Origin of the sequence: Arthrobacter sp. HMWF013, assembly GCF_003061105.1 — a bacterium.
GTDB lineage: Bacteria > Actinomycetota > Actinomycetes > Actinomycetales > Micrococcaceae > Arthrobacter.
The window spans coordinates 1-21,386 of record NZ_QAIQ01000241.1 but is presented as its reverse complement, the minus strand read 5'-3'; the positions used below and the strand labels follow the sequence as shown (position 1 = coordinate 21,386).

Sequence of the window (21,386 nt, the reverse complement as noted above, 5' to 3'; positions counted from 1 at the left end):
GACTTTAGCGGCCTGGTCGGCTGCACCGACAACGGCAAAGGAACCGCCCTGGAGCTGCCCGATGGTGATGATGAAATACACGAGGGGAACCATCAGGAGAAGCGCCAGGAAGGTGAATTCGACCACCGCGCTCCCCTGTTCCGCCGGACCGCCGGTCCCACCGCAGTGTTGCGCCGGTGGGCCTGAAAGCGGGCTTCTTCCCGGCGAATACAGGCAGAGCGCCTGGCGGAACCTGTTGGTGAGGCGACGCAGCACCTCATCAGGGTTGGATGGCAGCATGGCCTTTCACCTCCAGCAGGTCCCGGGGGCCGATGAGTCCGATGACCGGCATGGGAGCCTTGATGGTCACTTCCAGCGTCCGAAGGCCCTGGAAAGTCACCTCGGATGTGCTGATGTTCTGCGCGAACTCAGCATTCAGTCCCGTTCCGATCAGGGCGGCCGCACGTTCCTGCGCATCGGCGGCTCCCCGGTCTGCGAGAGTTCCATAGCGCGCGCCTGACGCCGCCGCATCGATAAGCGTGTTGCGGACGTGCAGCACCAACGTCAGCTGGATTATCGCCAGGAAAAACAGGGTGAGGAGTCCGCCCACCAGCACAAAGTCCACCACCGCCGAGCCGCGCTCCTCCTTGCAGCAGCGTAGGCCGAAGTGACCGGGCTGGTGGAGGCAGGACCGGCCGGGGCCGGGCTGGCTGGACGCAGGCATGCGCTACTTTCCGACCTGATCCATTGCCTGGTTGAACATGGTCTCAAGGGCAGGTCCGGCGAGTGCCAGCAGTCCCGCCACAAGGACGGCAGACATCAGCGTGATCATCACCCAGCCCGGGACGTCGCCGCGTTCCGGATGATCCTGCGAGCGGGCACCCACCCGGTTCCGGGCAACCTCTTGGCCAGTAAATGCTCTGCCCGCCACCATCCATACGCCCGCAAACAATGCACGGAGCATCATGCTCGAGATTCCCAGTTTCTTCATTTCGGTCCCATTCAGTGTGTGAGTGATTTCGTGGTCAGTTGTCCGTGGATGTGGTTGCTTGCAGGTGGTCATGGCTACAGTCCTAAACTGATCGCCGCGATGCCAGGGAAGACGGCAAACACCACCGTCAGAGGGAGGACTCCGAAAACAAGCGGCACCATCATGGCAATTTCTTTCTTGCCTGCTGATTCCATCAGGTCGCGTTTGGCCGTGTCCCGAACATCCTGGGCCTGAGCCCTGAGCACGTCCGCCAAAGGCGTGCCCCGTTCCACGGCAACGATGACGCCGTCGACGAAACGTACAAGCGGGCCGAGGTCGGTTCTTGCGGAAAACTCCTGCAGCGCTTCCACCAATGGTTTCCCGGCCCGGGTCTCGGCAAGGATCTTGGCGAAGTCCTTGGCCAGTTCCCCGTGCGCACTGCGGCAGACCCGGTCAAGGGCGCCCGTGGCGCTTTCGCCGGCACCGACAGCAAGAGCCATCAGCTCGGCGAGGCTGGGAAATTCCGCCATCATGCGCGCCTCCCGCCTGCTGATCTGGACTCCCAGCCAGTAATCGCGGAAGAGAAACCCGCCCAGTGCGCTTCCCAGGACGGCCACCACGGCCAGGAAGGGACTGAACCGGCCACCGACTGCGCCCAGTATGACCACTGCCAATGCCGCGGAGAATCCGGCCGCAGCCCAGAGAAGTTGCTCTGCCCGGAAATCCACAGGCGCCTTGCTGATGCCGGCCTGGGCAAGCCTGCGGTTCAGTGCCTTCGAACCAAGGTTCAGCTTTCCCAAGGCGGAAAGGCCGTCATGAAGCAACGGGCGCATAATCCGTTCCAAGGGCCCGAACGGCGTGGCGTTCTGGTTGCTGAAACGGAGAAGCCGGGATTCCAGGTTCTGCGACTTCAGTTGCGGCTCGATGCGCTCAACGAAGGTCAGAGGCCGCATGAACGGTAAGCGCACGAACACCAACCACAGCCCCACTCCAAGGACGATGCCGCAGACGATGGCCGCTGCAGACGTTCCGTTCATCGCAGCACCCTTTCGTCCTGAGGGAGTGCGCCGATGCGGAGCATGATGGAATAGCAGAACAGCGACACAACGAGTCCGCCCAAAAGTACGCCCGCTCCCATGGGGGTGTTGTATGCGTGCACTGCCTCGGGCCGGGTGGCCAGAAGCATCATGACAATCCAGGGAGCAGCAACGGCGAGCCGGGCGGCGTTAACGGTCCAGGACTGCCGTGCCTCGAGTTCGCTTCGGGTGCGGGCATTTTCCCTGAGAAACTCGGCGAGCGTTCCCAGCATCTTGCCCAGGTCCGAGCCGCCCACTTCGCGGGCCAGCCTGAGTGCTTCGACTATACGGTCCGCCACCGGATCGGCCAGCCGGTCCTTGAGCCTGTTGATGGATGCATCAAACTGGCCTCCTGCCCGGTAGTCGGCTCCAAAATCGCAGAAGACGTGCCGCAACTCCTCCGGTCCCTTCTCCCCCAGTTGGATGAGCGCCTCCGGCAATGAAAGTCCGGCGCGGATGGCTGAACGTAGATGGTCCACCACGTCTGGCCAGAGCTGCCTGAGGACGGCGGTCCTCCTGGCAGCCCGCCAGCGGACCACGCTGATGGGAAGCCAGGCACCGAACAGGCCGAAACAGAGCGAAATGGGCCACGATCTGCTGACCAGGAAGAAGGTCAGCGCCACGAAGAGGCCCAACCCAAGGCAGGTGGCCACCAGCCCTGTCCCGCTGACCTTTTCGATGCCGGCGGAGGCCAGGAGATCCTGAAGGCGGCTGACCCTCGGGCGCCGGGCAACCGCTGGCGGCTTTTCCCAGAAGGACCACCAGATAAGGAAAAACCCCGTCCCCGCGAGCACGCCGAAGAAAGGTGCCATCAGCGGAGTTCCAGCAGCGCCGCGACGTCGTACCCTGCGCGGGCAAACTTCTCAGGGGCAGGCATCGAGTTGGCGCGCGGCTGAAGCTGGCCGTCCGCCATGGCGAAAATCATGGAAGATTCGATGATGCCGTTTTCCACCCGCCGGCCCAGGGACAGGATTTCCGTTACCTGCCGGCGGCCGTTGGCTTGGCGGCTGCAATGGACCACCAGGTCGATGCAGGACGCCACCGTGGGCACGACAAAAGCGCTTGAAATGTTTTCACCGGCGAGCAAAGGCAGCGTGCAGATCTTCGTGACGGCGTCGGTGCGTATGCAGCCATGGCGTGTACCCGCTAGCCCTTAGGATAACAATGCCCCGTAGCGGAGCAAGTCACTGGAAGGCCGGCTTCCCATGATTTGTTCCAACGGCTTTTCGCCGGCCTGACGAAGACTGTCAGCCCGAAGCCAGTACGTATCCAGGCGGAGGGCCTGGACGATTCAGCGGAACCGCGGCGTGAACGGCTCTTCCAGCCAGGACGGAACGGTCAGGACCAGCAGGCAGACATGCTCCGCGAGCGGGACTGGTTGCTGGAATGGAGCAGAACACGTCGCGGAGTTGAACGTGAAGGCTACTTGGAGTGTGCGCTGACGAAAGAGCCCTTGGTGTCTGGCTCCTGCGACGTGGATAGGAGGCGGCCGATGGGACCCTCGCCGCCGTCCATCGGGACGGGCTGGCCGTGATCACCTGCTGAGTTAAGCCGTCCATTCGCAAAATTAATGACGGAGCCCTGTGGCAGCAGCAGCTAGAGGAAATACAGAAGCTTAGACACGAAGTGACTGGCCGTCGCCGTAATAGAATCAGTCATCCACTCGAGCGCACGCCCGTCCAAGGATAAGTGGCTAAGCGTGCTCGTGCTCGGTTGCGGGGAAGGCCGCGGCCCCCGGGGCGGCCAGAGCAAATAGATACACGTACTCGGAGGTCCCTTAGGGAGCCCTCCGCCATTTCAAGCTCAGTCTTGTCCCATTGCGGATTCGCGGGTTGTAGGTTTCATACCATGGTTGAGAATGATGGCATGTGGCATCGGCGGCTGCTGCGGTGCTTCGATGCTGCACGGGCTTGGGAGCCGAGAATAGCGTCCCAAGACAAAGTTGAGCCAGGCAGTTCCCTTGCCGGGGACGACAAGGGGCTCGTCACCGCCCCAGTTCGGACGGCGGCATGGTCCGGGCTGCTGTCTGCCGTTGACCATCTGGCCCTCATGACCGACTTGGCGCAGTGTGAGCTGAATATGCGTCCCACCGCGCTCTTCACTCCGACCCGTGCCGCACTGCTCGGCGCTTCCCAGGCAGTGTGGGTGCTGAGCGGCAACCGGGCAACCCGGCGGGCCCGGGCATTGGCCATTGCCGAGGACGAAAGGTCCCAGCACCGAAAGTTCCTGTGGGATTACGCGAAAGACGAGTACGCGAAGGCCAACTTCAGCCAGGAATTCATGACCGACTTGAACAGCCAGGCCGACAAGTTGACTGCGGAGATCGGGCGCATCAGAGAGCTGCGGAAAGAGTTTCCCAAGATCGACTCGGATGCCACGACCATGATGCAGGAGGCCGCGGCCCATCTGACCAACGCCGGTTCCGTCGATGACCAATGGATGCGCTTCGCCCTGGCCTACGAGTGGCGAGTCGCCAGCGCAGCAGCCCACGGCCGGTCATGGCCAGTGTTCGTGCGCAAGACCGAGAAGACCAAGACCGCGGACGGAGAGCTTCGCAGCTTCACGACTTCAGCCGAGGAGCTCGGACGGTCAGTGGGCGCAGCCACCATGATGACCAGCGAGGCCTGGCGCCTTTGGGATCTACGCCGGGTCCCCCACTAACCCTCAGCCCTCCCGGCGCACCAGTCGGGCTCCAAATGCGGGCGCTGGATTCCCCAAGGAAATGCGCCCTTCGGCGACGCCGACGACCAGGTCGAAAGCCGCCTCCGTTTCGAAGTCATGCCGGTAGCCGTTCGGCCACAGGAAGAGCACCATCAGGGTCCAGGACGTGCGCTTGTTGCCGTCCACCAGGGGATGGTTCCGCGCGGCGGATTCGAGCAGCGCCGCGGCCTTGAGCTCCAGAGATTCGAAGGCGTCCTGGCCCATGATGGAGGTTCCCGGCCGGGCTACCGCGGAGGCCAGCAGGACTTCGTCGCGCACGAAGAAGCCGTAGCGGCCCCTGAAGTGGTTCGCCTCGTCAACGGTCAGATGGAGGGTCATGCGTCCTCCAGTCGCTTCAGAAGTTCGGCGTCATGGCTCAGCACGAACTGGAACCCGGCATCAAGGTCAGCGCTGCGTTCAACTGCATCGGGCTCTGCCTCATCGTTCGCACTCATCGGGTTCATGCTGGCCATGTCTGCGGAGGCACGAAAAAGCCGCGCCCCACGGCCTGTGACAGGGGCTTTCCATGCCCTTTAACAGGGCGGTAGGGACGATACAGCAACTGCAATAACGCGTCAGTAACGGCGCCCTGATTACTCTCCATGAATCCGCCGTTGTTCGGCGGTAAGCCGGACAGGCATTGGAATATGACCCATAAAAGGACGCCATGAATTTCAACTCACCGCCCGCGAGCGACTTGACGGTGCTTTTGTGGTTTGTAATCGTTTTGGTCCTAATAAGCCTTGTCGTGCTCACTGTGTTCCGGTTTGTACAGCTTGGCAAGGAGACAAGTCCAGGTGAAACCAGCCTAACCAGACCCTATCTCGCTCTCCTGCTGGTGGGTTCAGTGGTGATCATAACCGCAGCTTCGCTTGCCATGGACGACCCTGATCTTCAGAAGTCGCTCGTAGGTGCGGTCATTTCTCTGAGCTCAGCAGCCGTCGGCTTCTACTTCGCTTCAGCCGAAGCAACGGATGCCCGCAGGGATCTCCTAAAAAGCACCGCGCAGACGGTGCAGGTGCCTGATCTCAAGGGGATGACAATCGAGGCCGCAAAAGACGTTGTAAAGACGGTGCCTCTGTCGCTTATTGTTCCCCCCGACCTAGACCCAAGCTCGCACAAGACCACACACATTGGCTCGCAGTTTCCACCGGCTGGACTGACCAAAGGCCCTGTGGACGGCGTATCTGTCTGGCCCAAATAGATCTTCAACATCCAGTCCACGAGAATCCTTTTGAGACGCCAACCGCTAGAAACGTCTTCTCGGATAAGCGAGGCGAGCTCCCTTGAATGTCAAAAAGGGGAAATGCGAAGAATGACAAGACTGACGAACACAGGGCCCGAATATGAGCTGGCCGGTACGACAGCAGCACCCATTGCCTCCACTGTCCGACCGGTTACCAAGCCACGTGGGCCTCCTCCCTTGGGACAAAGGCCAATTGTTATTGGAGTGTCTGCTTAGTGTCAGCAGGTGCGTTGAAGCGCACCTGCGTCCGTCGCTCGCAACGCGACGCCTTATCGGTGCGGTTAGTCGAAGCGGCTCGTCCATCGCCGTATCACACCGATGGTTCCTCGAGCATCAGTAGGAGATGCCATGACTGTTTTGTACAGCCAAAGTGATGACCAGGATCCGGTCGAGAAGCACGAGCCCAGCCAATACGAGATGGAGCAGGCAGCCTTTGCGACCCACTTCAACGCAATGGTGATTCAAGCCCGAAGGGACGAACTCGACAGTGACGAACGGGATCGAGAGCGCGTCCGCAAGGCGCTGGCCCGCGTGCCCATCGTGCAGTCGTTGACCGCCAAGCTGGACCACGTGTCCGAAGATGAGCACGTAGTCGCAGCTCAGCAATCGCAGGAAGAATACGAGCAGGTGCGGGCCGAGATCGATTGGACTGAATGATGCCTAATTGCTATGTGTCTGTGGTGCTGCAAGGATTCTGGGTCACCCGACAGTCGTGGGACCATGCCGGGAACGCCGACGGCTGGGGCGACGAGGTCTACATGAAATGCGGATTGAACTGTCTTGACGCAGCAGGAGCATCGGTCTCCGGGGGGCCGCGCGAATTGATCACGCCAGTGCACGGACAACGTGACGAGCGCGACTGGTGGTCGGGGCGGCGGTACGCGAAGTGGCCCGACCGGATCTTGATCGGGGGCGCGAGCGGAGTCGGCCATGGGGGCCTAAAAGGCGGCGACCACTACCCGCCCTACAACCCATGGGAGGGCCAGTGGACGCCGAATCGAGCCGTGGGAAATCGAGGATTCCTGCCACTGCTCCTGTGGGAATGGGGCGGTGACGCCAGCGCCCTTGAGGGAAGCCTGGTCGTGACGCCGGCGGTGTGGGAGTGGGACAACGGCAGGCCCATGATGCCCGAGTGGGGTGATGCTGAGGCGAAAATGGTCGAACAGTGGGGCGGAACGATCGGTGCTGGTGCCGGTGGTGTGTCTGGCGCCCTTGCGGCCATCGGACTGGCGCCAGCAGCAGCTGCCGTCCTAGCGGTCGGCGGGGTAATCGTCGCCGTGACCAAATTGATTCCATGGTTCGTATCAGTGGGGGAGGATATTATCGGAGTCGCCGGCGACCGACCAATCGGGCAAATCGCCGAAGGCTCAACAAGGGTGTACAACCCGCAGGTTCTGTCGTTCGACCTGGCGAAGATACGCGAAGCCGCGGCCTATGAAATGGGCAAGGGTCCTGGGGTCTGGTGGCTACGAGTGAAGGATGATCCAAAGATAGGCGGCGGCGAGTACGAGATTTTTGTCAAGGTTAACTACACGCTTGTCTAACCCGAACATCCCCAGCGTGGTGGTGGGCGTCGTCGTGAATGGCGGCGCCCCTATCGGTCAGGTTCAGTAGCCAGTCCCGCAGCTTCCAGGTGCTGATGCAGTCGTAGTGGTTGTAATCCTTGATGGCGGAAAAGATGTCCTTGGCGTTGTCCAGCTGCCCAGCGTCGACCGTGTCACGGTAGACGCTGTACTGGACCATGGAGTCCACCGCGTTGGTGACCCCGAGCCGGCCGGCGGGCATGTACAGCGGTTCGAGCTTCTTGATGCTGAAGGACCTGTCCGAGATCCGCACGGAGCCTTTCACTGTCTCGTACAGGTCGAACATCACTCCGGTTTCGACGAGCTCCTCCACCTCATCGCACCATGACTCCGTGCCGGCGGGCCATCTTCCGCAGCGCGGTCACCTCGTACTGGGCGTAGTGGAAGATGTGCAGGTCCGGGTACACGGCCCGGCGCTGGGCGACGTGGTCCATGAAATCGATGAGCGCCTGGCGTTCCTCCTGCAGGCTGTGGGCGGTGAAGGCGATGAAATCGTGGCCGTCGGCGGAGTGCTCGACCAGGCCGAACAGGTACTCGATTCCCCACTCCCCTGTCGCCGGGTCCTGCCAGAGCGGGTCCCCTTCGAAGTCGAAGAAGATGTCCCCCGGGCTCGGCTTCGGGATGGCGATCAGGGCCGGGTTGGGCAGCACCTTATAGGAGACGCCGTTGATGGTCCCGTCGATCTCCCCCAGCCCGCACTGCTGGCGCGCCTGGTCCTGCAGTTCGAACCACAGCGGGTCCATCTTGATGCCGACATCGGGCAGGTCGGCCGCGGCGAACATCGCCTTCGTCCGGATGCCGGCCTCCATGAGCTTGGCCCGGCGGGACTTGTTCATCCGGCGCACCAGCATCAGATCATCGGCGGCTTCCATCTCGGCTTTACAGCCGGGGCATTTCAGGCACGCCAGCCAGCGCGGGTCACCCCAGGAGGAAGGCAGGGAGCCCAAGCGGTGTGCTTCCAGGACGGCGCGGAGCCGGTCCCGGGCGGCGTAGAACAGCGGGACTCTCTCCGGCATCGGGTGGCTGGTCGTTTCGTTGGTGCCCAGGATCAGGTGTCCGTCGCGGTGGACCGGGACGCCGGCGGAGCGGAGCTGGTCGGCGTACGCCGCGAGCTGCAGCAGGGCCTCGGCTTTGGCGCTGCGGGCCAGGTTGGTGTCGAACACGGCGTAGGTGCCGTCCTCCTGGAGGATCAGGAAGTCGGCGCGGCCGTGGAAGCCGTCTGCGAAGAAGGAGCCTTGGAAGATCACGTCGAAGCCGTCCCGGAGGGCTTGGATGGTTTCCCCGTGCCGGGCACGGTGAGGGTGGCCCGCCGTTCCGATGTCCTCTGGATGAACCAGTTCTGGAACACGAGAACCTTGGACTGGGAGTATAAGCCCGGGGCCGCAGCAAGCAGTTCCTCCGGGAGTGCCGGCTGCCCTTCGACGAGGCCATCCGGATCGCGCGCAGCAAGCCGGACACCCTCAGCGTCAACGGCAAGACCTGGGTCGACTTCAAAACCATCCACGCCCTTCAGGCGACAAACCAGTAGCCACAGCAGGAGAAGGCTACCCGCGAAAGCGAACCGGCTGCTACGTTCAACCATGCGCGTATACATTCAGCAGGACGCTGGTGACATGACGGCGTACTACCCCCTGCACAGCTTTGAAATGCTCGTCATCCATCGCAATGGGAACCAGTCATGGATCAAGGCTGCTTTTCCCAATGTCGAGAGGAATCCGCCCTCGTTCAGCCTGGTGGAGAACATCGATGAAGCTACGGCGACGCAGGCGATGGACGAACTGTTGTCTTTGACAGAGCCAAGCGAAGCCGGAGCAGTTGTGATCAGCTGGGACGGGAGCCACTTCACTCGACGCAGCCTGTGACCTGCCGGGAAGAACTGTCAGTGCCTCCGCACACATTGAGGCCATGGAAACCACGAGCGATTTCGTCGTCACGAGCACCATCACGTGCTGTCCCCACCGCATCCCTCCGCGCTGTCGGAAGCCACGCCCGGTCACCGAAACCTTCAAGCCGCTATAGCTGTTGCCCGCATCCTGGGCGTGGGATGGGACAATCTGGACGAGGCCGGCGTCAGGAAATGGCACCATATTGCACATGAGATGACGCACCTGCGCCTCGGCGGCCGGTGGAACAACCTTGGATGACGGCTCTGATCTGCTGGTTACCTCCACGTCGAGCCACTGCGAGTAGCTGTTGCCCGCGACTCGGCGGCGCCAGCCCGGTAGCGGCCTGTATCCGCCGTCCCCCACAATCTTTGCTTTAGCCCTCCCACGATGATCAGCAGAGGCATAGACTGTGGAAACCGACTAGGAGCCCCATGGACGTCAAGCGCCGCCGAACCCAAACGCATCACGACAAGCAACCCCAAACCATCGAGGAGTGGATGGCGTCCCTCGACCTTTCCTTCTCCCAGAGCGATTTTGTCGCTGCCTTGGATGAAATGACGCGCAGCACCAAAGCATCCGCGCTGTCCTGGCACGACCGGGAGTTTTGGGATACACACTCCGGCATCAAGAGTGACGACGCCGCCATCGCCAGCGCCTCCGCTGCGAACGCCGCCGCACGGGTTCTGCTCGACGCTTCCGCTGTTACGGCTGAGGAAGTTGCCAACCGAATGCGCCTGTCGCCGTCCACCATCCGGCACTACAAAGCTGCGCGGAAACTGTACTCGTACCTCGTCAACGGCAAGCTCGCGTTCCCTGCATGGCAGTTCAATGACGCCGGCGACCGGTCGATCCCGTCTCTGGAGAACGTCCTGGCCGTCCTGCCCGAGGAACTCCACCCTCAGACCGTCGCGGGATTCTTCCTGACGCCCCAGCCGGACTTGCTCCTTCACGATAAGCAGGTGTCGGCCAAGGCATGGCTGGAAGCCGGGGGCCAGGAAGAGATTGTCGTCGAGCTCGCCAAGGGACTGGCGGCCGGTTACTAGTGGCGGACCAGTACCCGCCGGATGCCGACACCCTGAGGGCACTGGGCTATGAGAAGAAGACACACCATGCCGGCGACTTGCCTCTGTGGCGGATCCACTTCACCCGCTCAGCGCACGTCGTGCCATGGAACCGGCTCCGCACCTGGGGGCCTGTCCCGACTTCTCGGTGGGAACCTCACCCCCTGCCGCCCGGAGAGGCCGCCCCTTTAGGTGCCGCCTACCTCGGCGAGGATGTGCTGACCTGCCTGGCGGAAGTCTTCCAGCTGACCCGATTCGTCGATGTTGATCATGACGCCCCCTATGTGACAGCTTTCCACACAACACGGGATCTCGTGCTCGCTGACCTCACAAGGGATTGGTTACTGGCAGCCGGCGCCTCAGCCCAGGTCGCCTTCGGGGAGAAGGCACGGACCCGCGCCTGGGCCCGGGCGATCCACGAAGCCTGGCCGCACCTTGACGGTGTCTACTCCTTGTCGGCTATAGCCCTCAGCCGCAAGGTGGTGACGCTGTGGAACGGGGACGCGTTTCCGGACAGACCTGATTTCTCCCAGCCGCTGAACTCGCCGGCCATCCTCCCCGGTATTGCCGCTGCAACGGCCCAGATCCACTACACGAGTAACATCATCATCTAAGGCAGCAGGTGACCCTTCCTGCGCGGTCCGCACATATTGGACCCATGGAAACCCACGAACTCCCCGCCTTCGACATCAATCATCACCGCTATGTCGCCCAGCAGATCCAAACGGGCCGGGCGCATCATCACATGGTGGAGTCGTCCCAGGAGATGCTGCTCGCCGAGGTGGAGCGCCTGACGTTCCTCATCTCCCCGGCGAAGCTGAAGCAGCCAGCAATGGGCGAGCCTGTCGAGGCGTACAACCTTGGCCCCAGCGTTGAGGTCCTCGCCAAGCAGCCCCGAAATGCTGCCGTCGTGGTCGAGTACCGCGGCATCAGATCCGAATCCACTGAGTCGGCAGCTTAGCGGCCTCGTCGGGCACAACGTCGCCCATTGGGTCACTGACGACGAGTTACATACTCAACCCAGCATCTAGGGATCGGCGTCACGCACCCTCCGCCAATTGGTTCCTCTGTTGTTGCTGCTCGCGTTCTACAGCCGCCACCGTGCGGGCGTGGAGAGCGGGGTCGAGCGTGATCGTGCCGTCGAGACCCTGCGCCTTCCTGGTGCGCGCAATCCATTCATTTACTTCTTCTGCTACCAGCTTCATGAAAGTTCTATGCGGCCCGAAGGCCGACAGCGGTCACTTTCCCGCGCTACTGCTTCCACTCCGGTACAAGACGCCACGCATCGAAGGACTTCGCTCCCCTGATTTGGCGTCGAGGCATGACTACCACCTTCACGAAGATGTCGTCCAGAACGGCGCGTTGGACACTAACTGCCATACTGTCCCAGGCGGATCGGAGCATGGCTCCAGTCGTGAATTCGTGTGGCCTTGCGATCGGCACTGGCAGAGCAGCTTTCGCCCGCTCAACAGCGGCACGTGCTGCTTGCCATTCCGAGCGGCCGATCGCCCTCAGTGCATAGTCGGCCGCAATTTCCTCGAGACGGGCATCCAGAGCGCCCGTCTGTTCCAGCCACTGTGTGGTGGCTTCTGTCTGGCCCACAACCCTGGCGTCCTGAAATTGAAACGCAGCCTCAGCAAGCCACGCCTCAGTCTCCGCCGCCACGATAGTAGTGCCTCCGCAAGCCGCCGCGCCGACGTTTCGTGGGCAACGGTAGCTAGGGGACGATGTTCAGATCAGCCTGTTCGATGCGATCCCTAAGCTCGAGGACGGCCAACTCGATGCCGGCACTGGCTGACGCCGCGTTGTCGAGGCCTCAGATAGGATTTGCAGGGGGCGGGACTGCCGACTCACTGAATCTGAAGGAGAGCTGCATGACCGCCAATACGTGGGACTTCCAAAGCATAAAGTACGGCCCGGACGCACATAGGAAAGGCGATGCACTCTTCCTGGCGTGGTCGCTGGACTACGATGACGTCTCCGCGGACTACCCGGGCGAAACTCCCGCGGCCGAGGTCTTCAAGGCCTGGCTTAACCAGATCCCAGACGGGGTCGCGGAACGCCGAACGTACCGACCCCGGTGGTTTCATCCAGGAGGTCACAAGCTGGAAGCCCTCGGTTTTCCAGCGCAAAGTACACCTGCCAACGCTTCTGCGCGCCAGCGGTTGGACCCAGTAACTCCACCCTCCAAAAACCATACCGGCATTATGCCGGGGACTGGCTTGGCTCGAGGTCGTCGGTAAAACGGCTTCCTCGACGCAATCGCTGTCCCTTCTAGGAAGGCACAACCTCAATGGCGTCTCGGGCAACCACTGTGTCGTAAAGGCCATATCTGGTCAGGTCTTCATGGCTCTCGATGCCGGTGTACGACAGAGATGCATCTTCATATCGCCTGAACGCGAAGACGGCTTGGTTCATGTGTTCGGTGTTGAAGACCTTCAGACTTACAAGCAGGTGGAAGTCCTCCACCGAGAGTCCGGTGACGGTCTTGAATAGGCCCGGTTCCAATTTGGTGATGACGTCCTGAAGCGTGTTCTCGCGGTAGTCCGTAAGATACATGAAGGCGGGGATACGAGTCGCAAACTTGATCAACTTCTCCTGGATCTGCTTGCGCTTGGACTTGTATTCCTTCTCTTCCGCCGACAGTTCCTTCTTCTCTTTAGGCGTTATGTCTTCGCCCTTGTTCTTCTTGGTTTCCTTGACCTTCTCGCTCTTGTTGATGACGGTTTCGATGATGTTGTCGCCGAGAGTTCGGAAGCCTTCTATGTTCATGACCGCTCTGAAAGCGTCCTCATTGTTAAGGATGCGCCGCAGAGTGTCGTTGTCTACGTTGACTAGGATGGCCGATTCCCACTTACGAGCGAGCAAGGTGGCGCTCGTGCCAGTCATGGCCATGTCGAGGATTCCACCTGCGTCAATCGGCACCATCCGCGCACCGTTGTAGGCAAGCACAGGAAGGAAAGACACTAGCTCCTCGACTGCCTTCTCGGGATTCTCGCCGGGGCTCAGGCCCACGCCGTACTCCGACAACTGCCGCAGTGCGCGCGTCGGCGCGAAATCGAAAACGTAGCAGACGGGCTTGTAAATCTCTTCTTCGTTGGGGTTGTCGCCGTTGGGATTTCTCTGGCTCCAGGGCGACTGAACCCGGAAGGCGGCTTGGAAGTAGGTTTCAGGCGACTTCATGTTGCGAAGCATGAGGATAGACGACCACTGCGGAATCGTCACCCCAGTGGTGAGCTTGCCGCAGGACAGTGTGATTGAACCCGTCTCGTGGCCACCTCCGATAGCCTCCCGCACAGGCGGCAGCGCATCCAAACCGACGCCTGCACTCGTACCGGCAACGGTCAAAATCTTGTACTTGTGGAAGTAGGCGTTCTGCGGTTCGGCAATTAGGCTTGCCATCGCGTGACAAGCAGCCACATTCGGGAGGAACCAAAAAGAGTGCTGAAGGTAGGGAAGCAAGCGGACATCTGAATACGGGAAGGGCGGCCGCTGAAAACCCTGCCTAAGATTATCCACCTGCGTAGGCGCGTAAGTCCCGCGGATGATGTCGAGCCACTTCTGCACGTCGTTCTTGTATTTGAACTCGGCGGCCTTTCCGCTGCCGATGACGGAGAAGAAAGCGTTGAGGTCAAACTCATCGAACTCTCCCATGTTGGCGATGGCCACCAGTTCGTCAGGCATCTGATAGGTCAAGAGCCGCATCTGCGGCAGCGCCCCATAAGGGTTTAGTTCGTCCGGGTGAGCCTTGGCAAACTCTGCTTTCTCCCGCTGCTCGTCCGTATAAGTCCAGTTGAAGATCTGTTCCTCAATAAACTCACCAGTGGCGAGGGCCTTGAAGGGCGTACCGGATAGGTATAAGTACGCCCGCGTCGTGATGGGAAGGAATTCCGTTTCGGGCTCCCTCAGATTGTCCAGGTCCTCGTTGTAGGCGTCCAGTTCGGGGTTGTACGCGAGCTTGGTCTCCGCCAGGATCTGGGAGCTGTCCTCACCTTCGAACAGCTCTTTGGCGGTCTCGCGCCAGGCGCCGAAGTGGTACTCATCGAAGATCACCAGATCCCAGTTGATTTCATGAAGCCATTTGTTCCTGGGCTTAACGTTGCCTGCTTTGTCACGCCCCAACAGATCTTGGAAAGAGCCGAAGTAAACGAGCGGCTTACCCTTGGCCACCGAAGACGGATCGACACCAGATTGCTTGCTCATGTACTGCCAGCCATCAAAGTCCGCGTGGTTCTCGAGGTCAGCCTGCCACGCATCCTCCACCGCCGGCTTAAAGGTCACCACAAGTACCCGAGTGGCCCCAAGACTTCTAGCCAACTGATAGGCGGCAAAAGTCTTGCCGAAGCGCATTTTGGCGTTCCAGAGGAAACGGGGAACAGCGTGCATGTCCTCCTGCCAGACGGAATGGAAGTAGTCGCGGGTCTTTCTGGCAGCTTCTGCCTGTTCTCGTCTTGGCTTGAAGGTCTCGTGGTGGGTACCGGTGAGCTTTTTCCCAGTCCGCAATTCTGTAATCGCCGTCTTCACATCATCCAGCGCGCAGCGCATCCACTCAAGCTGTGGGTTCTCGAACCCCTTCGCCACGAGACGTTCACGAACCTGATGGTCCGTGAAGGGAGTGCCATCCTCCCTCTCCGCTGGTACATCCAAAAGGATCGTGGGAGTGATGCCAGCGGTCTTGGTCTGCTCCTCTATTCGTTTCTTGACGCCACGGGTGGTTTGCCCAACCTTGATGAGGCCGACGTGGGCAGGACTGTCGATGGAGTAGACGTAAAGCCGTAGCCGAGCATCGGGCTTTGGAGTCAATATCTCCTCGATGGAATTAGGCATCAGTCAAATCCATCGGGCGAACAACCTTCTCGATAAAAGCGATCTCGTTTTCGGTCAGGTCGTACTTCGCATAGAGCTCTTCGTCAGTCCACTTTCGGGTCCAGTCTTGAGTGGGCACGAAGGTGTAAACCTGTCGCGTCGTGTTCTGCGATGGCTTGTGCAGCAGGATAAGGAAGCGTGTTAGGCGGCAGGCCATGTAGGACAGGGCGCTTTCAGCCTCTTCCCGTGTATCAAACGGACCTATGGAGAGGTAGGTCTCTGTCGAGATTGTTCCTGGCTCGCCAATGAACGGCGTACTGATGATGCGATGCGGATAGGTGTCCTTGTTGCCGGTGCCGGGCGCCGCGAAGCCGACGAAGACTTTCCAAGCATCAATCAGGGTCTTGCCAGACCTAACTTCATCTCGGGCAACGTAACCAACTCCGCCCTTCTGAAGGATCTGCAAGTCACCGCTTGATTTGGAGGCTCGTCCCCTGAAGGTCGACTCGAATCCGAACGGCCGGCGCACGCTCACGAGCCGATCAAACCGGCGTTCCTCAGGCAACGCAAGGTTTCCCGGGATATGGCCATCGGCCGCCGCAACCTTTCTGAGAATGGAAAGACCTTCGTTGAATCGGATGAAAACATCGGCACCAGGCTCTATGAGACCGCGGGCTGTCGTGGAGGACTCGCCTTGGAAGTGAGTGGTTACGTCACAATCCCCTGCGTTATCTCGGTCCCACAGGAATGCACAGACTCCGCCTTTCGGTCCGTTCTTGGGGAATACGTCGGCCGAAATCGGGTAGTCCTCCAAGCGGCGGATGTGCCCATCTGAAAGCATAGACTCACGGAAATCGTCGAGGTTCTTTCCGCCGGTGAACCAGCGAGAGGGGATTATCATCGTCAACATTCTGGGTTCAAGCCGCTTGGCCTGATCCACGAACTTCTGGTAGATCGGCGAAGCACTAGACCCGCTCCCGCCTCCGTCGTTGAGCTGGTAGGGCGGGTTGCCGATGATTACGTCGAACTGCATGTCTTCTCCGAACAGCTCGGCGACGCGAGCATTGATGTCCTCTGTGTGAATGAAGTCGTAGGCATGGGATTCGAGATCCTCTCCTCGATCAAATTCCTTCTGATTCGCGCCGCAGAAGTCACACCGACCATTGGTGAAAATTTTAATGCGGTTGCCGTCTTTGTCTGCGGTGTATACCCACTCCGTGCCACCGACCCAGGTGTGCTCAGTCCTCTCGAACCAGACATTGCCTTGCACTGTGTCGAATGACTTCGCAATAGAGTGGGGACCGTTCGCCCATTTTGAGCAGTAGAGACTCCTGCGCGCAATGAGGCTGGTCAGTTGCGTGACACCTATCCCGAAGACTTGCTTGGTGAGAATGTGATCCACCCGCTCATCGAGGTCGAGGATCTTCATTTCCAATCCATTGACCAAACGACTGGTGATCTCTCGGAGGAAGACGCCCGACTTGGTGAATGGGTCGAGGAAAACCACATCGGGATTGGACCAAAGGTCTTCCCCGTCGTTCGACGTAGCCCATGACGTAGCCAGGTTGTCGACCATACGCTTGGCGAATTCCGGCGGGGTGAAGACCTCGTCGTTTGAGAGGTTGGCGATGCAGGTCAGGACGTCAGGGTTGCGGCCTCGGAGCGAGAAGTTGGTTTGGGTCGTCATGAGGCAAGCTGACCAACACTCATGGCCGAGTAGTTCTTGATCGGGGTAAAGACCTCGTGGTCTCCGAGGTCTCCGAAGAGGGTATCTGTGCCGCCGAAGGAGCTCATCTGCGTAAGGGTGTCAAAGCGGAAGTCCCGACGCTGAAATTTACCCTTGCCCAGGTAGCCCCACTCGGGGAAACTGATGGCCGTGCCAGCGTCAGTGAGCATGGTTATTGCGTCGCCATGGACGATGTTCTGGCTCAGCACATAGGCTCCGGCTCGGTGGAAGTCGTCTTCCTCGCTGAGTCCGAGGAAATCATCGAAGACTTCCAGCATGTTCTCACGGCACTCGATCACATTGTCAGAAAGCAACTCGATGCCGTAGATGCACATCAGGCCGTATAAGGCGTAGTGGCCTTTTTCGAAGTCAGACCTGCCGTACTTAAGCTCCACTGCCGCCAGCTTCCGGCGCAGGACCGGCACGACAAAGTTACCTGACCCGCAGGCTGACTCAAGGAAGCGTGAATCGATGCGTTCTGTTTCTTCCCTCACCATTTCAAGCATCGCATCGACCAACCATGCCGGAGTAAAGACCTCACCGTGGTCGGCCACCCGCTGCTTCGACCTCACGAGACTCAACCCCGGATCCGGTCGGCGTTGCGCGACGTCTGGGAGCAGTAGCAAGCAAATGCAGGGGACCACTCAACAATGCGTTGACTGGCAGCTTCGGTCCAAGAGCAAGAAGGCTCATGTTCTCCCTTGTTCCAGACACCAGTTGACCATGGTTCGGCTTTGCACTCTACGCATACCGGGCCCGTGCCTTCTTGCCACTCGATGTATTCCAGAGGCATCTCGGATTTGAGCTGCACCGTACCGCAGCCGTGGCACCACCCAACGGGTTCTCGAGTCAAGGGAGTTAGATCCATTCACACAGGATAAGGCTCTATGCCCTAGTCATCGCGCCAAAAGCCTGTGATGTAGGTGATTCCGCCGAAGACGACGCACTTCAAAGGCGTGGACATATCACTTACGCATGCGGAGGCAACAGACAATCTTCCTCGCCGTGACGTCCCGATCGTTAGGATTCGGGGCATGGGAAAAAAGAAGAATCGTGCCGAAACTTTCCGAAGATGGCTGACGGCCGCGGGCTACGAGGTCGTCGCCAAGCCGTCAAAGCGCGACGTCAACTGGGCCGCAACAAGGGAGCTTCCCGGTTCCATACGTGAGGAGATCTTAGGCGTCTACCTTGGTCTGAACGGGGTTCCGGATGAGAGGGACTTCGTCTCCGGAGCTTGGGACTTCCAGGTTGACGGGGCATTGCTGGTCGAGTTTGACGAGGATCTGCATTTCAACAGGTACAGGGCGTCAACCATTCCAACGGGTTCGGGTTGCAGTCTCCCTTGGGCGAGTTCGTATGGTTTGTACAGCATCGAGCGGGAGGATATGTGCCTCCGGGCCGGCAAGCATGGATACAAGTGGGCCAACGAACACTCGGATGCGATGTTTGGTGGCTCCGACTCCCCAGGTGAATTTGTACGATTGGGAGCGTCAAGGTGGAAACAGCGTGCCCTCTACGATGCTGTCAAGGACGCATATGCCGCCCACACTCCAGGGGTTTCTCTGGCACGGGTTTCGATTCACGATGACATCGGTGGCGTTAATGTCAACTGGGCCGCCCAAAGGGGTATCTTGCTGGACTCGGCTGCACTGCGTGACTTTATTGAGACCCGCACCACCACCCACTGTCAGTCGTCGACACTGAGGGAATGCGGGTTTCACCTCTGATGAGCTGCCAGGCAAGTCCGCACGTGCTGTATCCGAGGCGATCCTGACCGCCGGGAGCATCATCGGCCACCGGGACAGGGTCACGCTGCCCTCACGGAGTACCTGACTCCTCAGGGGCGGCATCAGCGTCGGCGACGAGTTGCCGGCGCTTGATCTCAGTCGCGATGAATGCACCGCGCACCGCAGTCAGCGTGCCGCCTTCGATGCGGTTGAGCAGGAGGTCCGGCGGGAAATTCTTGACTAGCCTGCGCTCGAGCCGGTCCGCGTTGATGGTCTTCGCCGCGAAGATCCGGGTGGTGTCCAGGGCACGGAAAGAATCGACGGACAGCACGGACTGGTACTTGTGGCCCCACAGCAGCCGATCGAACTGCTTGGTGGCGGTCCAGTGCCTCCGGATGCGGGCCCGCATGTCCACGGCCTGGCCGATATACGCCTGCCGGTACCCGTCAAGCACCATCACGTAGGCGCCCTCGTCCCAGTCGAGTTCTTTGAGGTCGGTCACCTCCCGCAGCGATTTATTCTTGGCCAACATCTCGGTCAGGGCATCCTCGAAAACGTCGGCTTGGATCTGAGCGAAGAAGGCCATGTTCAGGTCGAAGTTCTCCAGGGCGTCGTCCCGCTGTTGCTCGCAGAACTCGTCGGAGAGGATGGTGTGGTCCTCGTCCTCGTAGGCCCAGGCCTGCGAGGCCCAGTACCCCTCGCCGGCGTACTCTCGCGGAACGTACCGTGTCGAGCGCTTCTTGTTCGGGATGGCGTACATTTCACGGGTCAGCCGGTGGCCGAACTTGCTCTGCCGCAGCCGCTCCCCGAAATGCTCAACCACCGGCGCCGGCTCAGACTTCTGACGCTTCTGGCGCATCTGACGCAAAGGCGTCCACTCATCAATCGGCATTTCCCCCGTATACATAACCGGAGTCTAAGCGTGGATCGGATCGCCTTGCATCGTGTTTCCTATGAAGGGTCGATTGCGTCGGTCGGAGGATGCTAACCGGCACGGGCACCCCCAAGCCGGCCCGTGCCGGTCTCCCTGCACCCCAGGATTTTCATATCAGGTTTGGCCGCCCATATCCTGGCAATCCGCCGACAGCATGACGTCAGTGGTGGGCTGTCCAGCTGTCCGAGCGGCGCGCGACGTTGAACAGGACGTCCACCCAGGCTTCCGGGTACAGGTGCTCACCCCGGTGATGAGGCAGGCCACGTCGTCCCCGGCCACCAGGGCGGGTGATGAGGTGTGAACAGTTAGCGTGAACCAGACGGCTACCAGTGGCTGGGTGTCCAGCTCCATCCGGGCGGCCGTGGCGAGGTAGCCCGCGGCTACGCCAGCGTCACGGGTTATCGACTCGGTCCAGTTCTGCCGGTATCCGTCGGTGTATACCGTGCCGTCACTCTTCGCGGCGACCTCGTAGGTGGTCGCCTTGGTGTTGATGGCGAACACCCCGGTTGGTCCGATGATGAGGTGGTCGATGTCCTTCCGTGGGCTCAGCGGAATCGAGTGTAGGATCCGGAATCCCTGCCGCTCCAGGGATGCCAGTACGCCTGCGGTCCGCTGCTCCCCCGCAACACAGGCCCTGTAGCTCGCATCGTCGAGATCGGCAGTGGACCGGCCCGGGCAGTTGAGGGCCAGATCTGACCAGGGCATCAGGCTGCGGGGCGCACGCGCAGGCTCGGCGTCGAAGGCAGCATCAGCGGAAGGTGCAGCATCCGTGATATGCGGCACCTCCGATGCGCGTGATGGCCCGAGCTGACCCAGCGCTTGGGCGAGCTGCGCCTGTGTGCCGCTGTCCTCGGGTACGGCAGCCAGGGTCGCTAGGTCCAGGTAGCCGATCTTTGTGCCGTCGGGTGAAGGTTCACGTAGAGGCGACGGAGATCCTTCAACTTCCACGGGTTGTACATAAACTGCTGCACCGGTTCCGGCCTGATGGACATCGGGTCAGCAACTGCGATGGTCGACGCTGCAGCGGGCGACTCATTGGGGGTTGTCTTCATCCAGGCGAACGGGTCCATACGTGCTCCTCTGTTGGCTACTGCCATAAAGCATGCGTAGAGCCCCCGCACCGGCACTGGTCAGATAGGCTTTCACCGCCGGGGACACCGGCACGGCCGATCGACGGAGAACACATGCTTGCCAACGCCTGGAACTACGAGAGCATCCAGTACGGACCCGGACCTGCCTCACGGGAACGGCAGGAGCTGGTGCTCGGCTGGGCGCTGGAGCACGACGGCTTCTCCCAGTACTACGACTCAGACACGCCTGCTACGGAAATCTTTTCAAAATGGCTCGCAGCCGTCGGCGAAGCCGAAGACCTCGAGATTCACTGGTGGATGCCGAACATAGGCGAGGGCGTCCCGTTTATGGGCCGTGACAGTCATTTCCTGACCTTCTACCGGTGGCCGACCCATTCTGATACGGGTGAACGACTGAACTGGATGACACTGCCGGTCGAGGACAAGGCATGGAACGCAGAGCGTACCGACGGCGGTGGATTTATCCAGGAAGTCACAGGGTGGAAGCCTTCACCTTTCCAGCGCACCGTTCACCTGCCGACTCTCCTGCGCGCCAGCGGCTGGAGCAATTAGCCAACGCAGAGACAGGCGGGGGCCCGCTCAGGCGCACGCGGTTCCCGCC

Annotated in this window: 26 protein-coding genes and 1 pseudogene; 10 read left to right on the top strand and 17 right to left on the bottom strand. The window is 60.6% G+C overall.

The features are described from left to right. From DBR22_RS25220 to DBR22_RS09885, 6 genes and pseudogenes are all read right to left on the bottom strand, one after another. Window positions 1-279 (bottom strand): TadE/TadG family type IV pilus assembly protein (locus tag DBR22_RS25220; protein WP_375134948.1); only part of this gene is annotated, 279 nt, incomplete at its 3' end. Next, on the bottom strand, window positions 260-703 hold the full coding sequence (locus DBR22_RS09905; RefSeq protein WP_108598879.1) for a TadE family protein: 444 nt from the start codon (window positions 701-703) through the stop codon (window positions 260-262). The genes DBR22_RS25220 and DBR22_RS09905, both read right to left, overlap by 20 nt. 3 nt (window positions 704-706) lie before the next feature. Beyond that, entirely contained in the window at window positions 707-970 is a 264-nt protein-coding gene (locus DBR22_RS09900; RefSeq protein WP_375134947.1) for a hypothetical protein, read from the bottom strand. Window positions 971-1,044: 74 nt separating this feature from the next. After that, on the bottom strand, window positions 1,045-1,986 hold the full coding sequence (locus DBR22_RS09895; protein ID WP_108598878.1) for a type II secretion system F family protein: 942 nt from the start codon (window positions 1,984-1,986) through the stop codon (window positions 1,045-1,047). Beyond that, entirely contained in the window at window positions 1,983-2,837 is an 855-nt protein-coding gene (locus DBR22_RS09890) for a type II secretion system F family protein (protein ID WP_108598877.1), read from the bottom strand. Before DBR22_RS09890 ends, DBR22_RS09895 begins: the two co-directional genes overlap by 4 nt. Further along, window positions 2,837-3,178, bottom strand: a pseudogene (locus DBR22_RS09885) (CpaF family protein); the annotation flags it as partial. The gene DBR22_RS09890 and the pseudogene DBR22_RS09885, both read right to left, overlap by 1 nt. Window positions 3,179-3,873: 695 nt before the next feature. Here DBR22_RS09885 and DBR22_RS09880 point away from each other — a divergent pair. Continuing rightward, window positions 3,874-4,686, top strand: a complete 813-nt coding sequence (locus DBR22_RS09880; RefSeq protein ID WP_108598876.1) for a hypothetical protein — start codon at window positions 3,874-3,876, stop codon at window positions 4,684-4,686. A gap of 3 nt (window positions 4,687-4,689) precedes the next feature. Here DBR22_RS09880 and DBR22_RS09875 read toward each other — a convergent pair whose 3' ends face one another. Then, complete coding sequence (locus DBR22_RS09875) at window positions 4,690-5,064, bottom strand: type II toxin-antitoxin system death-on-curing family toxin (RefSeq protein ID WP_108598875.1); 375 nt, start codon at window positions 5,062-5,064, stop codon at window positions 4,690-4,692. Between the two features lie 328 nt (window positions 5,065-5,392). Between DBR22_RS09875 and DBR22_RS09870 the strand changes: the two genes are divergently transcribed. The 3 genes from DBR22_RS09870 to DBR22_RS09860 all read left to right on the top strand — a co-directional run bounded on the left by DBR22_RS09870 (window position 5,393) and on the right by DBR22_RS09860 (window position 7,515). Continuing rightward, window positions 5,393-5,929: a hypothetical protein gene (locus DBR22_RS09870; RefSeq protein WP_108598874.1), complete on the top strand. Its 537-nt coding sequence runs from the start codon at window positions 5,393-5,395 to the stop codon at window positions 5,927-5,929. 390 nt (window positions 5,930-6,319) lie between these two features. Then, the gene (locus tag DBR22_RS09865) at window positions 6,320-6,628 is read left to right on the top strand and encodes a hypothetical protein (RefSeq protein WP_108598873.1); all 309 of its coding nucleotides are present in this window, start codon (window positions 6,320-6,322) and stop codon (window positions 6,626-6,628) included. A gap of 14 nt (window positions 6,629-6,642) precedes the next feature. Further along, complete coding sequence (locus tag DBR22_RS09860) at window positions 6,643-7,515, top strand: hypothetical protein (RefSeq protein WP_146187458.1); 873 nt, start codon at window positions 6,643-6,645, stop codon at window positions 7,513-7,515. On the opposite strand, the gene DBR22_RS09855 is transcribed toward DBR22_RS09860, so the two are convergent. Genes DBR22_RS09855 through DBR22_RS09845 form a run of 3 tightly spaced genes read right to left on the bottom strand, consistent with a single transcriptional unit; the run spans window position 7,496 to window position 9,058 of the window. Then, window positions 7,496-7,867: a ribonuclease H-like domain-containing protein gene (locus DBR22_RS09855; protein WP_108598871.1), complete on the bottom strand. Its 372-nt coding sequence runs from the start codon at window positions 7,865-7,867 to the stop codon at window positions 7,496-7,498. The genes DBR22_RS09860 and DBR22_RS09855 overlap by 20 nt on opposite strands. A 1-nt stretch (window position 7,868) precedes the next feature. Beyond that, entirely contained in the window at window positions 7,869-8,801 is a 933-nt protein-coding gene (locus DBR22_RS09850) for a ribonuclease H-like domain-containing protein (protein WP_108598870.1), read from the bottom strand. Further along, window positions 8,798-9,058, bottom strand: coding sequence for a hypothetical protein (locus DBR22_RS09845; protein WP_108598869.1), 261 nt, complete (start codon window positions 9,056-9,058; stop codon window positions 8,798-8,800). The genes DBR22_RS09850 and DBR22_RS09845 overlap by 4 nt, the downstream gene beginning before the upstream one ends. A gap of 109 nt (window positions 9,059-9,167) precedes the next feature. Between DBR22_RS09845 and DBR22_RS09840 the strand changes: the two genes are divergently transcribed. From DBR22_RS09840 to DBR22_RS09825, 4 genes are all read left to right on the top strand, one after another. Next, on the top strand, window positions 9,168-9,416 hold the full coding sequence (locus DBR22_RS09840) for a hypothetical protein (RefSeq protein ID WP_146187456.1): 249 nt from the start codon (window positions 9,168-9,170) through the stop codon (window positions 9,414-9,416). 455 nt (window positions 9,417-9,871) lie between these two features. Continuing rightward, the gene (locus DBR22_RS09835) at window positions 9,872-10,483 is read left to right on the top strand and encodes a hypothetical protein (protein ID WP_108598867.1); all 612 of its coding nucleotides are present in this window, start codon (window positions 9,872-9,874) and stop codon (window positions 10,481-10,483) included. Continuing rightward, window positions 10,483-11,115, top strand: a complete 633-nt coding sequence (locus tag DBR22_RS09830; RefSeq protein ID WP_181365110.1) for an RES family NAD+ phosphorylase — start codon at window positions 10,483-10,485, stop codon at window positions 11,113-11,115. Before DBR22_RS09835 ends, DBR22_RS09830 begins: the two co-directional genes overlap by 1 nt. A 44-nt stretch (window positions 11,116-11,159) precedes the next feature. Then, window positions 11,160-11,462 carry a hypothetical protein gene (locus tag DBR22_RS09825; RefSeq protein ID WP_181365109.1) on the top strand — a complete coding sequence of 101 codons (303 nt, stop codon included), beginning with the start codon at window positions 11,160-11,162 and terminating at the stop codon, window positions 11,460-11,462. 79 nt (window positions 11,463-11,541) lie between these two features. Here DBR22_RS09825 and DBR22_RS23780 read toward each other — a convergent pair whose 3' ends face one another. From DBR22_RS23780 to DBR22_RS09805, 5 genes are all read right to left on the bottom strand, one after another. Further along, window positions 11,542-11,706 carry a hypothetical protein gene (locus tag DBR22_RS23780; RefSeq protein ID WP_181365108.1) on the bottom strand — a complete coding sequence of 55 codons (165 nt, stop codon included), beginning with the start codon at window positions 11,704-11,706 and terminating at the stop codon, window positions 11,542-11,544. A 46-nt stretch (window positions 11,707-11,752) separates the two neighbouring features. Beyond that, window positions 11,753-12,166, bottom strand: a complete 414-nt coding sequence (locus DBR22_RS24115; protein ID WP_108598865.1) for a hypothetical protein — start codon at window positions 12,164-12,166, stop codon at window positions 11,753-11,755. A gap of 609 nt (window positions 12,167-12,775) precedes the next feature. Then, window positions 12,776-15,328 carry a GIY-YIG nuclease family protein gene (locus tag DBR22_RS09815; protein ID WP_108598864.1) on the bottom strand — a complete coding sequence of 851 codons (2,553 nt, stop codon included), beginning with the start codon at window positions 15,326-15,328 and terminating at the stop codon, window positions 12,776-12,778. After that, window positions 15,321-16,994, bottom strand: a complete 1,674-nt coding sequence (locus DBR22_RS09810) for an Eco57I restriction-modification methylase domain-containing protein (RefSeq protein WP_108598863.1) — start codon at window positions 16,992-16,994, stop codon at window positions 15,321-15,323. The genes DBR22_RS09815 and DBR22_RS09810 overlap by 8 nt, the downstream gene beginning before the upstream one ends. Continuing rightward, complete coding sequence (locus DBR22_RS09805; protein WP_258229120.1) at window positions 16,991-17,587, bottom strand: SAM-dependent DNA methyltransferase; 597 nt, start codon at window positions 17,585-17,587, stop codon at window positions 16,991-16,993. The genes DBR22_RS09810 and DBR22_RS09805 overlap by 4 nt, the downstream gene beginning before the upstream one ends. A 480-nt stretch (window positions 17,588-18,067) precedes the next feature. Here DBR22_RS09805 and DBR22_RS09800 point away from each other — a divergent pair, with 480 nt between their 5' ends. After that, window positions 18,068-18,760: a DUF7255 family protein gene (locus DBR22_RS09800; RefSeq protein ID WP_108598861.1), complete on the top strand. Its 693-nt coding sequence runs from the start codon at window positions 18,068-18,070 to the stop codon at window positions 18,758-18,760. A gap of 91 nt (window positions 18,761-18,851) precedes the next feature. Here DBR22_RS09800 and DBR22_RS09795 read toward each other — a convergent pair whose 3' ends face one another. Further along, the gene (locus tag DBR22_RS09795) at window positions 18,852-19,667 is read right to left on the bottom strand and encodes a GIY-YIG nuclease family protein (RefSeq protein ID WP_181365107.1); all 816 of its coding nucleotides are present in this window, start codon (window positions 19,665-19,667) and stop codon (window positions 18,852-18,854) included. A 141-nt stretch (window positions 19,668-19,808) separates the two neighbouring features. Next, a complete protein-coding gene (locus DBR22_RS09790; RefSeq protein WP_219928102.1) occupies window positions 19,809-20,642 on the bottom strand; it encodes a nuclease-related domain-containing protein in 834 nt (277 codons plus the stop codon). A 236-nt stretch (window positions 20,643-20,878) separates the two neighbouring features. On the opposite strand from DBR22_RS09790, the gene DBR22_RS24110 reads away from it, so the two are divergent. Beyond that, entirely contained in the window at window positions 20,879-21,337 is a 459-nt protein-coding gene (locus tag DBR22_RS24110) for a hypothetical protein (RefSeq protein WP_219928101.1), read from the top strand. The last annotated feature ends 49 nt before the right edge of the window (window positions 21,338-21,386 follow it).